We start from the raw sequence: 16391 nt of genomic DNA, 5'->3' as shown, positions 1-16391 counted from the left end.
TTGCTGACAGCGGCGTTGGACAACAAATAATCCGTAAGTGACGGAAACTCATAGGGAACAGGTTGTGTTCGAACTCTTCGGTAAGAAGGCCAACACCCTTCTAGGGATCGATATTAGCTCTACATCGGTGAAACTCCTTGAATTGAGTCGTTCCGGCACACGCTACAAAGTCGAGTCCTACGCGGTGGAGCCGCTCCCGGCGAACGCTGTGGTCGAAAAGAACATTGCCGAGCTCGAAGGCGTCGGAAATGCACTGACGCGCGTGTTGGCCAAAGCGCGTACAAGCGTCAAATCTGTGGCGGTTGCCGTGGCCGGTTCCGCCGTCATTACCAAAACCATCGAGATGGACGCTGGCCTGTCGGATGACGACATGGAAAACCAGCTGAAAATCGAGGCCGACCAGTACATTCCCTATCCGCTGGAAGAAGTCGCGATCGATTTCGAGGTTCAGGGCTATTCAGTGCGTAATCCCGAGCGAGTCGAAGTCCTGCTTGCTGCCTGTCGCAAAGAAAACGTTGAAGTACGCGAAGCCGCTCTGGCGCTCGCGGGGCTCAGTGCGCGGGTCGTCGATGTAGAAGCCTACGCACTCGAGCGTGCCTATGGCCTGTTGTCGACGCAGTTGGGTAGCGGTCACGACAAACTGACCGTTGCCATCGTCGATATCGGCGCGACCATGACGACCCTGAGCGTGCTGCACAACGGGCGCATTATTTATACCCGTGAGCAGTTATTCGGCGGGCGGCAGCTGACTGAGGAAATTCGCCGTCGCTATGGCCTTTCCATGGAAGAGGCCGGCCTCGCCAAGAAGCAGGGCGGTCTGCCCGATGATTACTTGATCGAAGTGCTGCAGCCATTCAAGGACGCCGTGGTGCAGCAAGTTGCCCGGTCGCTGCAATTCTTCTTCGCCGCAGGACAATACAACGCCGTGGACTACATCATGCTGGCCGGTGGTACCGCATCGGTTTCCGGTCTGGACAACTTGATCCAGCAGCGCGTCGGCACTCCCACGCTGGTCGCCAACCCGTTTGCAGACATGGCCTTGAGCGCCAAGGTCAATGCTGGCGCCCTGGCCAGCGATGCTCCTGCTTTGATGATCGCGTGCGGTCTGGCCCTGAGGAGCTTTGACTGATGGCACGGATCAACCTTCTCCCCTGGCGTGAACAGCTTCGCGAAGAGCGCAAGAAACGATTTCTCATGGCCCTGGCTGGCGTCTTTGTGGCTTCGGTCGGCGTATTGTTCATGGTTGATCAATATTTGAGCAGTGCGATCACTCATCAGGCAGCGCGCAATGCATTCATCCAGAACGAAATCGTGCAGCTCGATGAACGTATTAAAGAGATCAGTGATCTGCGAGCTCGTCGCAAGCAGTTGCTGGAACGGATGAAAATCATCCAGGACCTGCAAGGCAATCGGCCGATCATCGGCCGGGTCTTTGACCAGATGGCGCGCACCCTGCCGGACGGCGTGTATTTCTCGAACGTGAAGATGGTCGACAACCTGGTGAGCATCACCGGCGCGGCAGAATCGAACAATCGCGTGTCGGACTTGATGCGTAATCTCGACGCTTCTGACTGGTTTGAAGCGCCGAGTCTGACTGAGGTCAAGGCCACGACCGCTGGCGCGCTGGATCAGGCCAACGTGTTTCAGTTAACAGTGCGTCAGACGCAACCGGCCATTGATGGAGTCAAGCCATGAACCTTTCCGAGTCGCTGGAAAGTCTGCGCCGGATTGACCTGGGCGATCTGGACATCAACAACCTTGGCTCATGGCCTGCTGCCGTCAAGTTCGTGAGCGGCATCCTGTTGATGGTGTTAGTGCTGGCCTTGGGTTACTTCTTCTATATCCAGGATCTCGAGAGTCAGCTGGATGGCGCGCGCGCCAATGAAATCACGCTCAAGGAGCAGTTCACCAACAAGGCATTTCAGGCCGCTAACCTGCAGCCCTACAAGGTGCAGATGACCGAGATGGAAAACACCTTCGGCGCATTGTTGCGGCAGTTGCCCAGCGATACCGAAGTGCCTGGTTTGCTGGAGGACATCACGCGCACAGGGTTGGGCAGCGGACTGGAGTTCGAAGAGATCAAGTTGCTGCCGGAAGCTGCTCAGCAGTTTTACATCGAGTTGCCGATACAGATCACCGTTGTGGGCGGGTATCACGATCTGGCGACCTTCGTCAGTGGTGTCGCCAGCCTGCCGCGGATCGTCACCCTGCATGACTTCGAGATCAAACCTGTGGAAGCGTCAAATCCCGCCAGGTTGCGAATGAATATTCTCGCCAAGACCTATCGCTACAACGACGAAGGACTGAATAAATGAGGCTGGCGCGATTGTTGTGCGCCAGTGTGGCGTTGATCAGTCTGGCCGGGTGCAACGAGGATTCGTCGTTCGCCGACCTGACCAGCTTTATGGATGAGGCGCGTGCCCGACCGACGGGCACTATTGAGCCTCTGCCAAGGTTTCGTCCTTATGAGGCTTTCACGTATAACGCTGCGAATCTGCGCAGCCCGTTTCAGCCGCCGATCAAAGTCGATATGGTCAACCGCCTTAAAGGTTCAAGGCTCGTGGCCCCGGATGAAACCCGGCCAAGGCAGTTTCTGGAAGGGTTCAATATCGAGACGTTCGAGATGGTTGGCACCATGGGGAATGAAACCGGGACGTTTGCCCTGCTCAAGGGGGCGGGTGGCGTATACCGGGTGAAAGTCGGTGATTATCTGGGCCGCAATAACGGCCGGATTGTCTCGGTCGATGAATCTCGCGTTGATGTCGTAGAAATAGTTCCTGACGGAGAGGGGGCATGGCTGGAAAGGCCGCGCAGCATTTCCCTGAAAGAACGCTCATGAAACGAGCACAGCCAAGCATGCAAAGCACTCTCGGGTTCGCAGGACGGAAAATGATCATGACCAGGATTCTTTCGGCTATCGGTGTATCGCTATGGATTGCGATGATTTCGCCGGTGCTCCAGGCCGCCACTCTCAAAACGCTGGATGTTGCGGCGCTGCCCGGTGACAGGATCGAGCTCAAGCTGACTTTTGACGCGCCGGTCCCGGCGCCCAGAGGCTATACCACCGAACAGCCAGCCCGTATCGCACTCGACTTGCCCGGCGTGACCAGTCAGCTGGCGACCAAGAGTCGTGAACTGGGCAGTGGCAATGCCCGTAGCGTGGTTGTGGTTCAGGCCAATGACCGCACGCGAGTCATTATCAACATGACCACGCTCGCGCCCTACAGCTCGCGGGTCGATGGCAATAATCTGTTTGTCGTGATCGGTCAGGGGGCTGCCGCAGCGCAGGCATCACAGCCAAGCACTGCGCAGGGCGCTGCTCGTGTTGCCGTACCGCCCTCTGCTCCCGCAAGACCCAAGGCTTATGGGCCAGTTGGCAAAGCCATCCGGAATGTCGATTTCCAGCGGGGCGAGTTGGGTGAGGGCAATGTGATCATTGATCTGACGGATTCCAGCGTTGCGCCTGATATTCAGGAGCAGGGCGGCAAGATTCGCGTCGATTTTGCCAAAACCCAACTGCCTGAAAAGCTGCGGGTACGACTGGACGTCAAAGACTTCGCCACGCCGGTGCAGTTTGTTAACGCCTCTGCGACCGGCGACAAGGCAAGCATCACCATCGAGCCTTCCGGGCCTTTCGATTACTCCGCCTATCAGACTGAAAACAAGCTGACCATCAGCGTGCGTCCGTTGACCAACGAAGACCTGGACCGTCGCAACGCAGAGAAGCTGGTTTACACCGGTGAGAAGCTGTCGCTCAACTTCCAGGACATCGATGTGCGGTCGGTGCTGCAATTGATCGCGGACTTCACCAGCCTCAATCTGGTGGCCAGTGACACGGTTCAGGGCGGCATTACCTTGCGTCTGCAAAACGTGCCGTGGGATCAGGCGCTGGATCTGGTGCTGAAAACCAAAGGTCTGGACAAACGCAAGATCGGCAATGTGTTGCTGGTCGCACCGGCTGACGAAATTGCGGCCCGTGAGCGGCAGGAGCTGGAGTCTCTCAAGCAGATCGCCGAGCTGGCACCGCTGCGTCGTGAGTTGCTTCAGGTCAACTACGCCAAGGCTGCGGACATCGCCAAGTTGTTCCAGTCGGTCACCAGCGCCGAATCCAAGGTCGATGAGCGTGGCTCGATCACCGTGGATGAGCGTACCAACAATATCATTGCCTATCAGACTCAGGATCGTCTGGACGAGCTGCGTCGTATCGTTTCCCAACTGGATATTCCGGTGCGTCAGGTGATGATCGAAGCGCGCATCGTTGAGGCCAACGTCGGTTACGACAAGGCGCTCGGTGTGCATTGGGGTGGGTCGACCAACCTCAAGCGTGGGAGTAACTGGAACGCCTATGGTCTGGACGACAATGGTGATGAGGCGGGCAACACCGGCGATGAACTTACTGCCAACACACCGTTTGTGGATCTGGGGGCTGCGAATGCCACATCGGGCATCGGTATCGCCTTCGTCACCAGCAACACCCTGCTGGACCTTGAACTGAGCGCCATGGAAAGAACCGGCAACGGTGAAATCGTTTCCCAGCCGAAGGTCGTCACGTCTGATAAGGAAACCGCGAAGATTCTGAAGGGCACCGAGATTCCGTATCAGGAGTCCAGCTCCAGCGGCGCCACCACCGTGTCCTTCAAAGAGGCATCGCTCTCTCTGGAAGTGACGCCGCAGATCACGCCGGACAACCGCATCATCATGGAGGTCAAGGTCACCAAGGATGAGCCGGACTACCTGAACATGGTGCAAGGTGTGCCACCTATTCGTAAAAACGAAGTCAATGCCAAGGTGCTGGTGGCTGATGGCGAGACCATCGTAATCGGTGGTGTGTTCTCCAATACGCAAACTAAAACTGTCGATAAGGTGCCATTTCTCGGCGATGTGCCGTATGTTGGCCGCCTTTTCCGGCGCGATGTGGTCTCGGAGGCAAAATCCGAGCTGCTGGTGTTCCTCACTCCGCGTATCATGAACAACCAGGCGATTGCTGTGAGTCGTTGATTCTGTGCGAAATTTAATACTTGTAGGGCCGATGGGGGCTGGTAAAAGCACCATCGGCCGTTTGCTGGCCAAAGAGCTGCGCCTGCCGTTCAAGGATTCCGACAAGGAAATTGAACTGCGCACGGGTGCCAATATCCCGTGGATCTTCGATAAGGAAGGCGAACCCGGATTCCGCGACCGCGAGCAGGCGATGATTGCCGAGCTGTGCAGTGTCGACGGGATTGTCCTCGCGACCGGCGGCGGTGCCGTCATGCGTAGCGAAAATCGCCAGGCCCTGCATCAGGGCGGACGCGTGGTGTATCTGCATGCCTCGGTAGAGCAGCAAGTCGGGCGCACCGCCCGCGACCGCAACCGCCCGCTGTTGCGCACCGCTGATCCGGCAAAGGTTTTGAGCGATCTGCTCGAAATGCGTGACCCGCTTTATCGGGAGATTGCGGATCTGGTGGTTGAAACCGATGAGCGGCCGCCACGAATGGTGGTTCTTGATATCCTTGCGCGCCTGGCGGAGCTTCCTCCCCGTTAAAGCCTGGGCAGAAATGCGCTATCCTCTGCGACCAATAAAAACACAGGACGAGGCGTTGCCTTGAGCCACCTGTTGCGTGAGTGCCAAAAGCGCTCACGGCGACGTATTCGGTAATCAACGTGGGGACACATGCAGACACTTAAGGTCGAGCTTGGCGAGCGTAGCTACCCGATTCACATCGGTGAAGGCTTGCTGGATCGTTTGGATTTACTCGCTCCGCATATCGTCGGGCGGCAAGTGGCGATTGTTTCCAATACCACCGTCGCGCCCCTTTACCTTGAGCGACTGACCCGCACCCTGGCCGGCTACAACGTCCTGCCTGTCATCCTTCCGGACGGCGAAGCCTTCAAGAACTGGGAAACATTGCAAACCATTTTCGACGGCCTGCTGGGTGCCCGTCATGATCGACGTACCACGGTAATCGCCCTTGGCGGCGGCGTGATCGGCGACATGGCCGGTTTTGCAGCTGCCTGTTACCAGCGCGGCGTGAACTTCATTCAGATTCCTACGACCCTGCTGTCCCAGGTTGATTCTTCGGTGGGCGGCAAGACCGGTATCAACCACCCGCTGGGCAAGAACATGGTGGGTGCGTTCTATCAGCCAAGCGTCGTGCTGATCGACACTGCCAGCCTCAATACGCTGCCGGAGCGCGAGCTGTCGGCGGGCCTTGCTGAAGTCATCAAATATGGTCTGATCTGCGATGAGCCGTTCCTGACCTGGCTTGAACAAAACGTTGATCAGTTGCGTGGCCTGGATCAGGCCGCCTTGACGGTTGCCATCGAGCGCTCCTGCGCTGCCAAGGCCTTGATTGTCGGCGCTGATGAGCGGGAAACCGGCGTGCGCGCTACGCTGAATCTAGGCCACACGTTCGGCCATGCCATCGAAACCCACATGGGTTACGGCGTCTGGCTGCATGGTGAGGCGGTAGGCGCAGGCACGGCCATGGCGCTGGAAATGTCCTCGCGTCTGGGCTGGATCAGCGAGCAGGAGCGCAATCGCGGCATTCGCCTGTTGCAGCGTGCCGGTTTGCCAGTGGTGCCTCCACAGGAGATGACCCCGGAGCATTTCCTCGAGCACATGGCTGTCGACAAAAAAGTCCTGGATGGTCGTCTGCGTCTGGTCTTGCTGCGCCGTATGGGCGAAGCCGTGATCACCGACGAATATCCAAAAGAAGTTTTACAGGCCACGCTGGCAGCGGATTACCGCGCCCTCGTGGATCAGCTCAGAGGTTAATGAAATTCCATGACGAGTAGCTTGCACGCCGACGAGGCCTTCCTCGGCCATTACCAGTTGAGTCATGACCCGTTCGCAGCGCGGGTGCCTGGCTTCAAATTCTTCCCTGCCCAGCGCAAGCCGGTATTGGGTCAGTTGCATCATTTGGCTCGTTACAGCCAGTTATTGCTGGTCGTGACCGGCCCGGTTGGCAGCGGCAAGACCTTGTTGCGTCAGGCGCTGGTTGCCAGCACCAACAAACAATCGGTCCAGAGCGTGGTGGTTTCGGCTCGCGGTGCCGCCGATGCAGCCGGTCTGCTGCGTCAGGTTGCCCAGGCGCTGAATGTCGCCCAGCCAGAGATGCGCGCCATCCTTGCGCAGGTCGTGCAATTGGCCCTGACCGGGCAGGAAGTCTATTTGTTGGTGGACGATGCCGAACAACTCGGCGAATCCGCACTCGAAGCACTGCTTGGTCTGGCCGATGGAAGTCCTGAAGGCCGCCCGCATGTGTTTCTGTTCGGTGAGGCGTCGCTGATCGATCGACTCGATCAGCTGTGTGCCGAAGCGCAAACCGAGGGCGAGCGCTATCACGTCATCGAGCTGGCACCTTACACGGAAGATGAAACACGGGAATATCTGGAGCAGCGACTGGAAGGTGCCGGACAAGGCATCGAATTGTTCACGGCCGAGCAGATAACCGATATTCACGAGCATTCCGGTGGATGGCCTGGCGCTATCAATCAGGTTGCCCGGGACTCAATGATCGAGGCGATGATCGCCAGCCGTTCGGCGGTCAAACGCCCAAGTGTGGGATTCAAAATGCCGAAGAAATATGTAATGGCACTGGGTGCTGTGGTTGCAGTCGGGGTATTGGCAGCAGTGCTTATCCCTGGCCGTGGCGGCAATTCCAGCGCCCCAGCGACGCAGCCTGCCAACTCTCAGGCGCAATTGCCTCTGGGTCAAGGCACGCCAAGCGCTCAGCAGTCCAACAACGGTGGCCCGGCCATCGAGTTCGCGGGTAATTCGCAGCCGATGCCGTTGCCGCTGGTGGGCAACTCTCAGCCTGTCATGCGCGGCCCTCTGGCTGAAGCCGCGGGCGCGAGCGATGGCGACGATGACGGCGTACCGGTTGGATCTGTTGAGCAGCCGCCTACCGTGACCACCACCGCGCCACCTGCTGGTGTGCCGGCCGGTGCTGCAGCGTCGACACCCCGTTCTTCCATTGCGCCGCCAGCGGCCGCTACTGCTCCGAAGCCAGCCGCACCTGCTGCGACCGCGCCTAAGCCTGCAGCGCCTGCTCAGGCTCCAGCGCAAGTGGCAACCGCCAAGACTGCGCCGGCCGCTGCCGGAAAACCGGCAGCCGGTAGCAGCTGGTATGGCAGTCAGGCACCGGGGCGTTACGTGGTGCAGATCCTGGGCACCAGCTCCGAGAGCACCGCTCAGGCATTCGTCGCCGAGCAAGGCGGCGAGTACCGTTATTTCAAGAAAACGCTTCAGGGCAAGCCGCTGTATGTGATCACTTACGGCAACTTCTCTGATCGCGCAGCTGCCCTTGCAGCCATCAAGGTATTGCCAGCGAAGGTTCAGGCTGGTAAACCTTGGCCTCGTACTGTCGCCAGTATCCAACAGGAACTCGGCGCAGCTCGCTGAAGTCGCAGCGGCCTTATCCAGGCCGCTCACCCAGCATCCCTGTTTTGATCCGCAAGCGTGCAGTCAGATTGACCGCGCGCGTTGTGGTGTCTGCGTCCCGGACGCTTTTGAAAAACGGGGTGTTTTGGTCAGATCGCTAAAAAAGCCTTTGACTAGCACAGCATCCAGCTATAAACGTTCATAAATGCGACACGAATTTACGACTGTTCGTCGTTAAATTTGTGAGGCTTTGTGTCGCTGTGTACAATGACCTCCCTTTTGCTCCCGCTAAGCTGGCGTACGTTCAGCGCGAGAGGTAACTGGTTGAATTGAAAAGAAATTTGTCTCTTTTAGAGGCAGCCTGGTGAGAAAGTGTCTATGAAAGCAGGTCTGTACCATCCAGATGAATTCAAGGATAACTGTGGTTTCGGCCTGATTGCCCACATGCAGGGCGAGCCCAGTCATCACCTGTTGCAGACGGCTATCCAAGCCCTGACCTGCATGACCCACCGTGGTGGGATCAACGCCGACGGCAAGACCGGTGACGGTTGCGGGCTGTTGATTCAAAAACCGGACGCGTTCCTGCGCGCCATTGCCAAAGAACACTTTGGCAATGAGCTGCCGCGTCAATATGCCGTGGGCATGGTGTTCCTCAATCAGGACGACGCTAGAGCTGACGCCGCCCGCGAGAACATGAATCGCGAAATCCTTGCTGCTGGCCTGACCCTTGTTGGCTGGCGCCAGGTGCCGATCGACACCAGCGTGCTGGGTCGTCTGGCTCTGGAGCGTCTGCCGAAAATCGAGCAGGTGTTCATCGGTGGTGAAGGCTTGAGCGATCAGGAGTTCGCAATCAAGCTGTTCAGCGCCCGTCGCCGTTCGTCGGTCGCCAACGCTGAAGACACCGATCACTACATCTGCAGCTTTTCTCACAAGACCATCATCTATAAAGGTCTGATGATGCCGCGCGACCTGACGGCATTTTTCCCTGACCTGAGCGATGAGCGCCTGCAAACCGCGATCTGCGTGTTCCACCAGCGCTTCTCGACCAACACCCTGCCGAAATGGCCGTTGGCGCAGCCGTTCCGCTTCCTCGCCCACAACGGCGAGATCAACACCATTACCGGTAACCGTAACTGGGCACAGGCCCGTCGCACCAAGTTCGCCAACGAACTGATTCCGGATTTGGACGAACTGGGCCCGCTGGTCAACCGCGTAGGTTCCGACTCCTCGAGCATGGACAACATGCTGGAGCTGATGGTCACCGGCGGCATCGACCTGTTCCGTGGCGTGCGCATGATCATTCCGCCTGCGTGGCAGAACGTTGAAACCATGGACCCCGATCTGCGGGCGTTCTATGAATACAACTCCATGCACATGGAGCCGTGGGATGGCCCCGCTGGCGTCGTAATGACCGAAGGTCGCCACGCGGTGTGCCTGCTTGACCGTAACGGTCTGCGTCCGGCTCGCTGGGTCACCACCAAGAATGGCTACATCACCCTGGCGTCGGAAATCGGCGTGTGGGACTACAAGCCGGAAGACGTGATCGCCAAGGGTCGTGTCGGTCCGGGTCAGATCTTTGCCGTGGACACCGAAACCGGTCAGATCCTCGACACCGACGCCATCGACAACCGCTTGAAGTCGCGTCATCCGTACAAGCAATGGCTGCGCAAGAACGCTTTGCGTATCCAGGCGACCATCGAAGACAACGACCATGGTTCGGCTTTCTATAATGCCGACCAGCTCAAGCAATACATGAAGATGTATCAGGTCACCTTCGAAGAGCGCGATCAGGTATTGCGTCCGCTTGGTGAGCAAGGCCAGGAAGCGGTTGGCTCCATGGGTGACGACACGCCGATGGCGATCCTGTCGCAGCGCGTGCGTTCGCCTTATGACTACTTCCGTCAGCAGTTCGCGCAGGTCACCAACCCGCCGATTGACCCGCTGCGTGAAGCTATCGTCATGTCGCTGGAAATCTGCCTCGGTGCCGAGCGCAACATTTTCCAGGAGTCGCCTGAGCACGCTTCCCGCGTGATCCTCAGCTCGCCGGTCATTTCTCCGGCCAAGTGGCGCTCGCTGATGACTCTGGAGCGTCCAGGCTTCGAGCGGCAGATCATCGACCTGAACTACGACGAGAGCATCGGCCTGGAAGCGGCCGTGCGTAATATCGCCGATCAGGCTGAAGAAGCTGTGCGTGCCGGTCGTACCCAGATCGTCCTGACTGACCGCCATATTGCGCCGGGCAAACTGCCGGCTCACGCCTCTCTGGCAGTAGGCGCGGTGCACCATCGCCTGACTGAAAAGGGCCTGCGTTGCGACAGCAATATCCTGGTTGAAACCGCGACAGCCCGCGATCCGCATCACTTTGCCGTATTGATCGGCTTCGGTGCTTCGGCGGTCTATCCGTTCCTGGCTTACGAAGTGCTAGGCGACCTGATCCGCACCGGTGAAGTGCTGGGCGACCTCTATGAGGTGTTCAAGAACTACCGCAAAGGCATCACCAAAGGTCTGCTCAAGATCCTGTCGAAGATGGGCATTTCGACCATTGCTTCGTACCGTGGCGCGCAATTGTTCGAAGCTATCGGCTTGTCCGAAGCGGTCTGCGAGCTGAGCTTCCGTGGCGTTCCGAGCCGCATCAAAGGTGCGCGTTTCGTCGATATCGAAGCTGAGCAGAAGTTGCTCTCGAACGAAGCCTGGAGCCCGCGCAAGCCCATCCAGCAAGGTGGCCTGCTCAAGTTCGTGTTCGGTGGCGAATACCACGCCTACAACCCGGACGTGGTCAGCATGCTGCAAGCCGCTGTGCAACAGGGCGACTACGCCAAGTTCAAGGAATACACCTCGCTGGTGGACAAGCGTCCCGTGTCAATGATTCGCGACCTGTTCCAGGTCAAGACCCTCGACACGCCGATGTCCATCGACGAAGTCGAGCCGCTGGCGGAAATCCTCAAGCGCTTTGACTCGGCGGGCATCTCGCTGGGCGCACTGTCTCCAGAAGCTCACGAAGCGCTGGCTGAAGCCATGAACCGCCTGGGCGCACGCTCCAACTCCGGTGAGGGCGGCGAAGACCCTGCGCGCTACGGCACCATCCGCAGCTCGAAAATCAAACAGATCGCTACTGGCCGTTTTGGTGTGACCCCTGAGTATCTGGTCAACGCCGACGTGTTGCAGATCAAGGTTGCCCAAGGCGCGAAGCCGGGCGAGGGCGGGCAACTGCCGGGCGGTAAAGTGAACGGTCTGATCGCCAAGCTGCGTTATGCAGTGCCGGGCGTGACCCTGATTTCACCGCCTCCGCACCACGACATCTATTCCATCGAAGACTTGTCGCAGCTGATTTTCGACCTCAAGCAGGTCAATCCGGATGCACTGGTTTCGGTGAAACTGGTTGCTGAAGCAGGCGTGGGTACGATTGCCGCTGGTGTTGCCAAGGCTTACGCCGACCTGATCACTATTTCCGGCTATGACGGCGGGACCGGTGCTTCGCCGCTGTCGTCGATCAAATACGCGGGCGCTCCGTGGGAACTCGGCCTGGCCGAAACCCACCAGACCCTGCGTGGCAACGACTTGCGCGGCAAGGTTCGGGTACAGACCGACGGTGGTCTGAAAACCGGTCTGGACGTTATCAAGGCTGCAATTCTCGGTGCTGAAAGCTTCGGTTTCGGTACTGCACCGATGATCGCGCTGGGCTGCAAATACCTGCGTATCTGCCACCTGAACAACTGCGCTACCGGCGTTGCAACCCAGAACGAGAAGCTGCGTAAAGACCACTACATCGGCACCGTCGATATGGTGATCAACTTCTTCACCTACGTAGCTGAAGAAACCCGCGAGTGGCTGGCCAAACTGGGCGTTCGTTCGCTGGAAGAGCTGATCGGCCGTACTGATCTGCTGGACATCCTGCCGGGCGAAACCGCCAAGCAACAGCACCTGGACCTGACGCCGCTGCTGGGTAGCGACCACATCCCGGCTGACAAGCCTCAGTTCAGTCTTGTGGATCGCAACCCTCCGTTCGACAAAGGCTTGCTGGCCGAGCGCATGGTTGAAATGGCCAAACCGGCTATTCAAAGCCTGAGTGGCGGTGAGTACGAACTGGACATCTGCAACTGCGACCGCTCCATCGGCGCACGGATTTCCGGCGAAATCGCCAAGCTGCATGGCAACCAGGGCATGAACAAGGCTCCGATCACCTTCCGCTTCAAAGGGACGGCTGGTCAGAGCTTCGGTGTGTGGAACGCCGGTGGCCTGAACATGTACCTGGAAGGCGATGCCAACGACTACGTCGGTAAAGGCATGACCGCTGGCAAGCTGGTGATCGTTCCGCCAAAAGGCAGCCCGTTCAAAACCCAGGAAAGCGCCATCATCGGCAACACCTGCCTGTACGGCGCAACCGGCGGCAAGCTGTTCGCAGCCGGTACGGCGGGCGAGCGTTTCGCAGTGCGTAACTCCGGGGCCCACACCATCGTGGAAGGCACCGGCGACCACTGCTGCGAATACATGACCGGCGGTTTCGTCTGCGTATTGGGCAAGACCGGCTATAACTTCGGTTCCGGCATGACCGGTGGTTTCGCCTACGTACTCGACCTGGATAACAGCTTCGTTGACCGGGTCAACCATGAGCTGGTTGAGATTCAGCGCATCAGCGGCGAGTCGATGGAAGCTTATCGCAGCCATCTGGAGCGGGTGCTGGCTGAGTACGTCGAGGAAACCGACAGCGAGTGGGGCCGTAACGTCTGGGAAAACCTGGACGATTACCTGCGCCGCTTCTGGATGGTCAAGCCGAAGGCTGCTTCGCTGAAGTCGTTGCTCTCCAGCACCCGCGCGAATCCGCAGTAACTGCAGCTTTAAGCGGCAAGCTTCAAGCCGCAAGTTAACAGCAGTGCGTGATTTGCCTGCGAATATGATTCTGGCAGCTTCAGGTTTGTCGCCTGAAGCTGCCATGTAGAGGTTCAAGAGAATGGCCGAACGTCTAAGTAACGACTTCCAGTTCATCGATGTCGGGCGTAAAGATCCGAAGAAGAAGCTGCTGCGTCAGCGCAAGAAAGAGTTCGTGGAAATCTACGAACCTTTCAAACCCCAACAGTCGGCCGATCAGGCCCACCGTTGCCTGGGTTGCGGTAACCCGTACTGCGAGTGGAAATGCCCGGTACACAACTTCATTCCCAACTGGCTGAAGCTGGTTGCGGAAGGCAACATCCTGGCCGCCGCCGAACTGTCCCACCAGACCAACACCTTGCCGGAAGTCTGCGGCCGTGTGTGCCCACAGGATCGTCTGTGTGAAGGGGCTTGCACCCTGAACGACGGTTTTGGCGCCGTGACCATCGGCTCGGTGGAGAAATACATCACCGACACCGCGTTCGCCATGGGTTGGCGTCCGGACATGTCCAAGGTTGTGCCCACCGGCAAGCGCGTGGCGATTGTTGGTGCAGGCCCTGCCGGTCTGGGCTGTGCCGACGTGCTGGTGCGTGGCGGCGTGACCCCGGTGGTGTTCGACAAGAACCCTGAAATCGGCGGTCTGCTGACCTTTGGCATCCCCGAGTTCAAGCTGGAAAAAACGGTCCTGAGCCATCGCCGTGAAGTGTTCTCCGGCATGGGTATCGAGTTCCGCCTCAATACCGAAGTCGGCAAGGACGTGACCATGGAGCAACTGCTCGAAGAATACGATGCGGTGTTCATGGGCATGGGCACATACACCTACATGAAAGGCGGCTTTGCCGGTGAAGACTTGCCAGGCGTGCATGATGCGCTGGACTTCCTGATCGCCAACGTCAATCGCAACCTGGGCTTTGAAAAGTCGCCAGAAGATTTCGTCGACATGAAGGGCAAGAAGATTGTGGTGCTTGGCGGTGGTGACACGGCCATGGACTGCAACCGTACTTCGATCCGCCAAGGCGCCAAGTCGGTGACCTGCGCTTATCGGCGTGACGAAGAAAACATGCCGGGTTCGCGCAAGGAAGTGAAGAACGCCAAGGAAGAAGGCGTGAAATTCCTCTACAACCGTCAGCCGATCGCCATCGTGGGCGAAGACAAGGTTGAAGGCGTGAAGGTCGTCGAGACCCGTCTCGGCGAACCGGATGCCCGTGGCCGTCGCAGCCCTGAGCCGATTCCTGGTTCGGAAGAGATCATCCCGGCTGATGCTGTGGTGATCGCTTTCGGCTTCCGTCCAAGCCCGGCGCCGTGGTTCGAGCAATTCGCCATCCAGACCGACAGCCAGGGCCGCGTCATCGCCCCGGAACAGGCGCAGTACAAACACCAGACCAGCAACCCGAAAATCTTCGCCGGTGGCGATATGGTGCGCGGTTCTGACCTGGTGGTGACTGCAATCTTCGAAGGCCGTAATGCGGCTGAAGGGATTCTGGACTACCTGGGCGTCTGATCGCAGGTTCGGTGATTATCCGTCGGACCGGCCTTAGCCGTGAGTGCGTCATTTGCAACAACACCTATCCAGGGTGTGGCTGCTGCTCGCGGCTAAAGCCGCTCTTACGGCGGGGTGGTCATCTGTAGGAGTGAGCTTGCTCGCGATGAAGACGACACAGTCCGCCTGATGGGCCGCATGATTCGCGGGCAAGCCTCGCTGTCACAGGTGAGGCGCGTCGTCGTGGGACTGGCTTCAGCCGGGAGGAGATGCTCGTGTTTGAAGAAATCATGCCCTCGCACAAATCCAAACATTGAGTTTGACGCGTCGCCTCTGTAGGACCTGCCGAGGGTTGCGAAAGCGCTGTATCAGACCGACTGCATTCGTCGCGGTCGCAACCTCGGAGCGTTCCTGTCAGGGGCAATTAATCAAATGATTTGCGCTGTTTGATGAACTGCACCCCCGCGACAAATCGACCCGATAGATAAAAGGCACGGCTCTGGCCGTGCCTTTTGCGTCTGCGTCTGAGAAAATGCCCGCACTTTTTTTGCGGATGCCGACATGACTGCCCTGAAGAACGACCGTTTCCTTCGTGCCCTGCTCAAGCAACCCGTGGACATTACCCCTGTCTGGATGATGCGCCAGGCCGGGCGCTATCTGCCGGAATACCGCGCCAGTCGGGCCAAAGCCGGGGACTTCATGAGCCTGTGCATGAACCCGGAATTCGCCTGCGAAGTCACGTTGCAACCGCTCGAGCGTTATCCGCTGGACGCTGCAATCCTGTTCTCCGACATCCTGACCATTCCGGATGCCATGGGGTTGGGCCTGTACTTTGAAACCGGCGAAGGCCCGCGCTTCAAGAAAACCGTCAACACAATGGCCGATATCGAGGCCTTGCCGATCCCTGATCCGCAAAAAGACCTCGGTTATGTGATGGACGCCGTCAGCACTATTCGTCGCGAACTGAATGGCCGTGTGCCGCTGATTGGTTTCTCCGGCAGCCCATGGACCCTCGCCACCTATATGGTCGAAGGCGGTTCGTCGAAGGACCATCGCAAGTCGAAAGCCATGCTTTACGAAAACCCGCAGGCCATGCACTTGCTGCTGGACAAGCTGGCGGACTCGGTCATTGCTTACCTCAACGGCCAGATCCTGGCAGGCGCGCAGGCGGTGCAGGTGTTCGACAGCTGGGGCGGTAGCCTTTCCGATGCCGCCTACCAGGAGTTCTCGCTGGCGTACATGCGCAAGATCGTCAACGGTCTGATTCGCGAGCACGACGGGCGCAAGGTCCCGGTCATCCTGTTCACTAAAGGCGGCGGTCTGTGGCTGGAAAGCATGGCTGACACCGGCGCTGACGCACTGGGTCTGGACTGGACCACCAACATCGGCGACGCCCGTCGTCGCGTGGGTGACAAGGTCGCACTGCAAGGCAACATGGACCCGTCAGTGTTGTACGCTAGCCCGCAAGCCATTCGCGCCGAAGTGGCGCGCATCCTCGCCAGCTATGGCAGCGGCAATGGCCACGTCTTCAACCTCGGCCACGGCATCACGCCTGAAGTTGACCCTGCACATGCCGGTGCTTTCATTGAAGCGGTGCATGAGTTGTCGGCGCAGTATCACGGTTAATGCAATGACCCTGTAGGAGCTGCCGAAGGCTGCGAAGGTGTATTCCTGACACACCGC

General features: G+C 58.6%; 11 protein-coding genes. All 11 read left to right on the top strand.

The annotated features are described in order from the left end of the window. The first annotated feature begins 64 nt into the window (after window positions 1-64). The 11 genes from CKW31_RS00990 to hemE all read left to right on the top strand — a co-directional run bounded on the left by CKW31_RS00990 (window position 65) and on the right by hemE (window position 16334). Window positions 65-1129 carry a pilus assembly protein PilM gene (locus tag CKW31_RS00990; protein ID WP_095092490.1) on the top strand — a complete coding sequence of 355 codons (1065 nt, stop codon included), beginning with the start codon at window positions 65-67 and terminating at the stop codon, window positions 1127-1129. Continuing rightward, window positions 1129-1695, top strand: coding sequence for a PilN domain-containing protein (locus CKW31_RS00985; protein ID WP_095092489.1), 567 nt, complete (start codon window positions 1129-1131; stop codon window positions 1693-1695). Before CKW31_RS00990 ends, CKW31_RS00985 begins: the two co-directional genes overlap by 1 nt. Beyond that, entirely contained in the window at window positions 1692-2315 is a 624-nt protein-coding gene (pilO, locus tag CKW31_RS00980; RefSeq protein WP_095092488.1) for a type 4a pilus biogenesis protein PilO, read from the top strand. Before CKW31_RS00985 ends, pilO begins: the two co-directional genes overlap by 4 nt. Further along, window positions 2312-2839, top strand: coding sequence for a type 4a pilus biogenesis lipoprotein PilP (gene pilP, locus CKW31_RS00975; RefSeq protein WP_095092487.1), 528 nt, complete (start codon window positions 2312-2314; stop codon window positions 2837-2839). The genes pilO and pilP overlap by 4 nt, the downstream gene beginning before the upstream one ends. A gap of 56 nt (window positions 2840-2895) precedes the next feature. Then, window positions 2896-4998, top strand: coding sequence for a type IV pilus secretin PilQ (pilQ, locus tag CKW31_RS00970; protein WP_176469754.1), 2103 nt, complete (start codon window positions 2896-2898; stop codon window positions 4996-4998). A gap of 4 nt (window positions 4999-5002) precedes the next feature. Continuing rightward, on the top strand, window positions 5003-5521 hold the full coding sequence (aroK, locus tag CKW31_RS00965) for a shikimate kinase AroK (protein ID WP_027901980.1): 519 nt from the start codon (window positions 5003-5005) through the stop codon (window positions 5519-5521). A 129-nt stretch (window positions 5522-5650) separates the two neighbouring features. Continuing rightward, entirely contained in the window at window positions 5651-6754 is a 1104-nt protein-coding gene (gene aroB, locus CKW31_RS00960) for a 3-dehydroquinate synthase (protein WP_095092485.1), read from the top strand. Between the two features lie 9 nt (window positions 6755-6763). Continuing rightward, complete coding sequence (locus CKW31_RS00955) at window positions 6764-8383, top strand: AAA family ATPase (protein WP_095092484.1); 1620 nt, start codon at window positions 6764-6766, stop codon at window positions 8381-8383. Between the two features lie 357 nt (window positions 8384-8740). Next, entirely contained in the window at window positions 8741-13189 is a 4449-nt protein-coding gene (gene gltB / locus CKW31_RS00945; protein ID WP_095092483.1) for a glutamate synthase large subunit, read from the top strand. Window positions 13190-13310: 121 nt separating this feature from the next. Then, a complete protein-coding gene (locus CKW31_RS00940) occupies window positions 13311-14729 on the top strand; it encodes an FAD-dependent oxidoreductase (protein ID WP_095092482.1) in 1419 nt (472 codons plus the stop codon). A gap of 540 nt (window positions 14730-15269) precedes the next feature. Further along, the gene (gene hemE / locus CKW31_RS00935; protein ID WP_095092481.1) at window positions 15270-16334 is read left to right on the top strand and encodes a uroporphyrinogen decarboxylase; all 1065 of its coding nucleotides are present in this window, start codon (window positions 15270-15272) and stop codon (window positions 16332-16334) included. Window positions 16335-16391 lie beyond the last annotated feature (57 nt).

The sequence above is a fragment of the Pseudomonas sp. Irchel 3A5 genome, assembly GCF_900187575.1.
GTDB classification, from domain to species: Bacteria; Pseudomonadota; Gammaproteobacteria; order Pseudomonadales; family Pseudomonadaceae; genus Aquipseudomonas; species Aquipseudomonas folii.
The sequence above is the reverse complement of the archived record's forward strand: the minus strand, read 5'-3'. Positions and strand labels throughout refer to the sequence as shown.

Coding starts and splice junctions, on each gene's coding strand:
- CKW31_RS00985 (WP_095092489.1), top strand. CDS start 1,129: ATGGCACGGATCAACCTTCTCCCCTGGCGTGAACAGCTTCGCGAAGAG.
- pilO (WP_095092488.1), top strand. CDS start 1,692: ATGAACCTTTCCGAGTCGCTGGAAAGTCTGCGCCGGATTGACCTGGGC.
- pilP (WP_095092487.1), top strand. CDS start 2,312: ATGAGGCTGGCGCGATTGTTGTGCGCCAGTGTGGCGTTGATCAGTCTG.
- pilQ (WP_176469754.1), top strand. CDS start 2,896: ATGACCAGGATTCTTTCGGCTATCGGTGTATCGCTATGGATTGCGATG.
- aroB (WP_095092485.1), top strand. CDS start 5,651: ATGCAGACACTTAAGGTCGAGCTTGGCGAGCGTAGCTACCCGATTCAC.
- CKW31_RS00955 (WP_095092484.1), top strand. CDS start 6,764: ATGACGAGTAGCTTGCACGCCGACGAGGCCTTCCTCGGCCATTACCAG.
- gltB (WP_095092483.1), top strand. CDS start 8,741: ATGAAAGCAGGTCTGTACCATCCAGATGAATTCAAGGATAACTGTGGT.
- CKW31_RS00940 (WP_095092482.1), top strand. CDS start 13,311: ATGGCCGAACGTCTAAGTAACGACTTCCAGTTCATCGATGTCGGGCGT.
- hemE (WP_095092481.1), top strand. CDS start 15,270: ATGACTGCCCTGAAGAACGACCGTTTCCTTCGTGCCCTGCTCAAGCAA.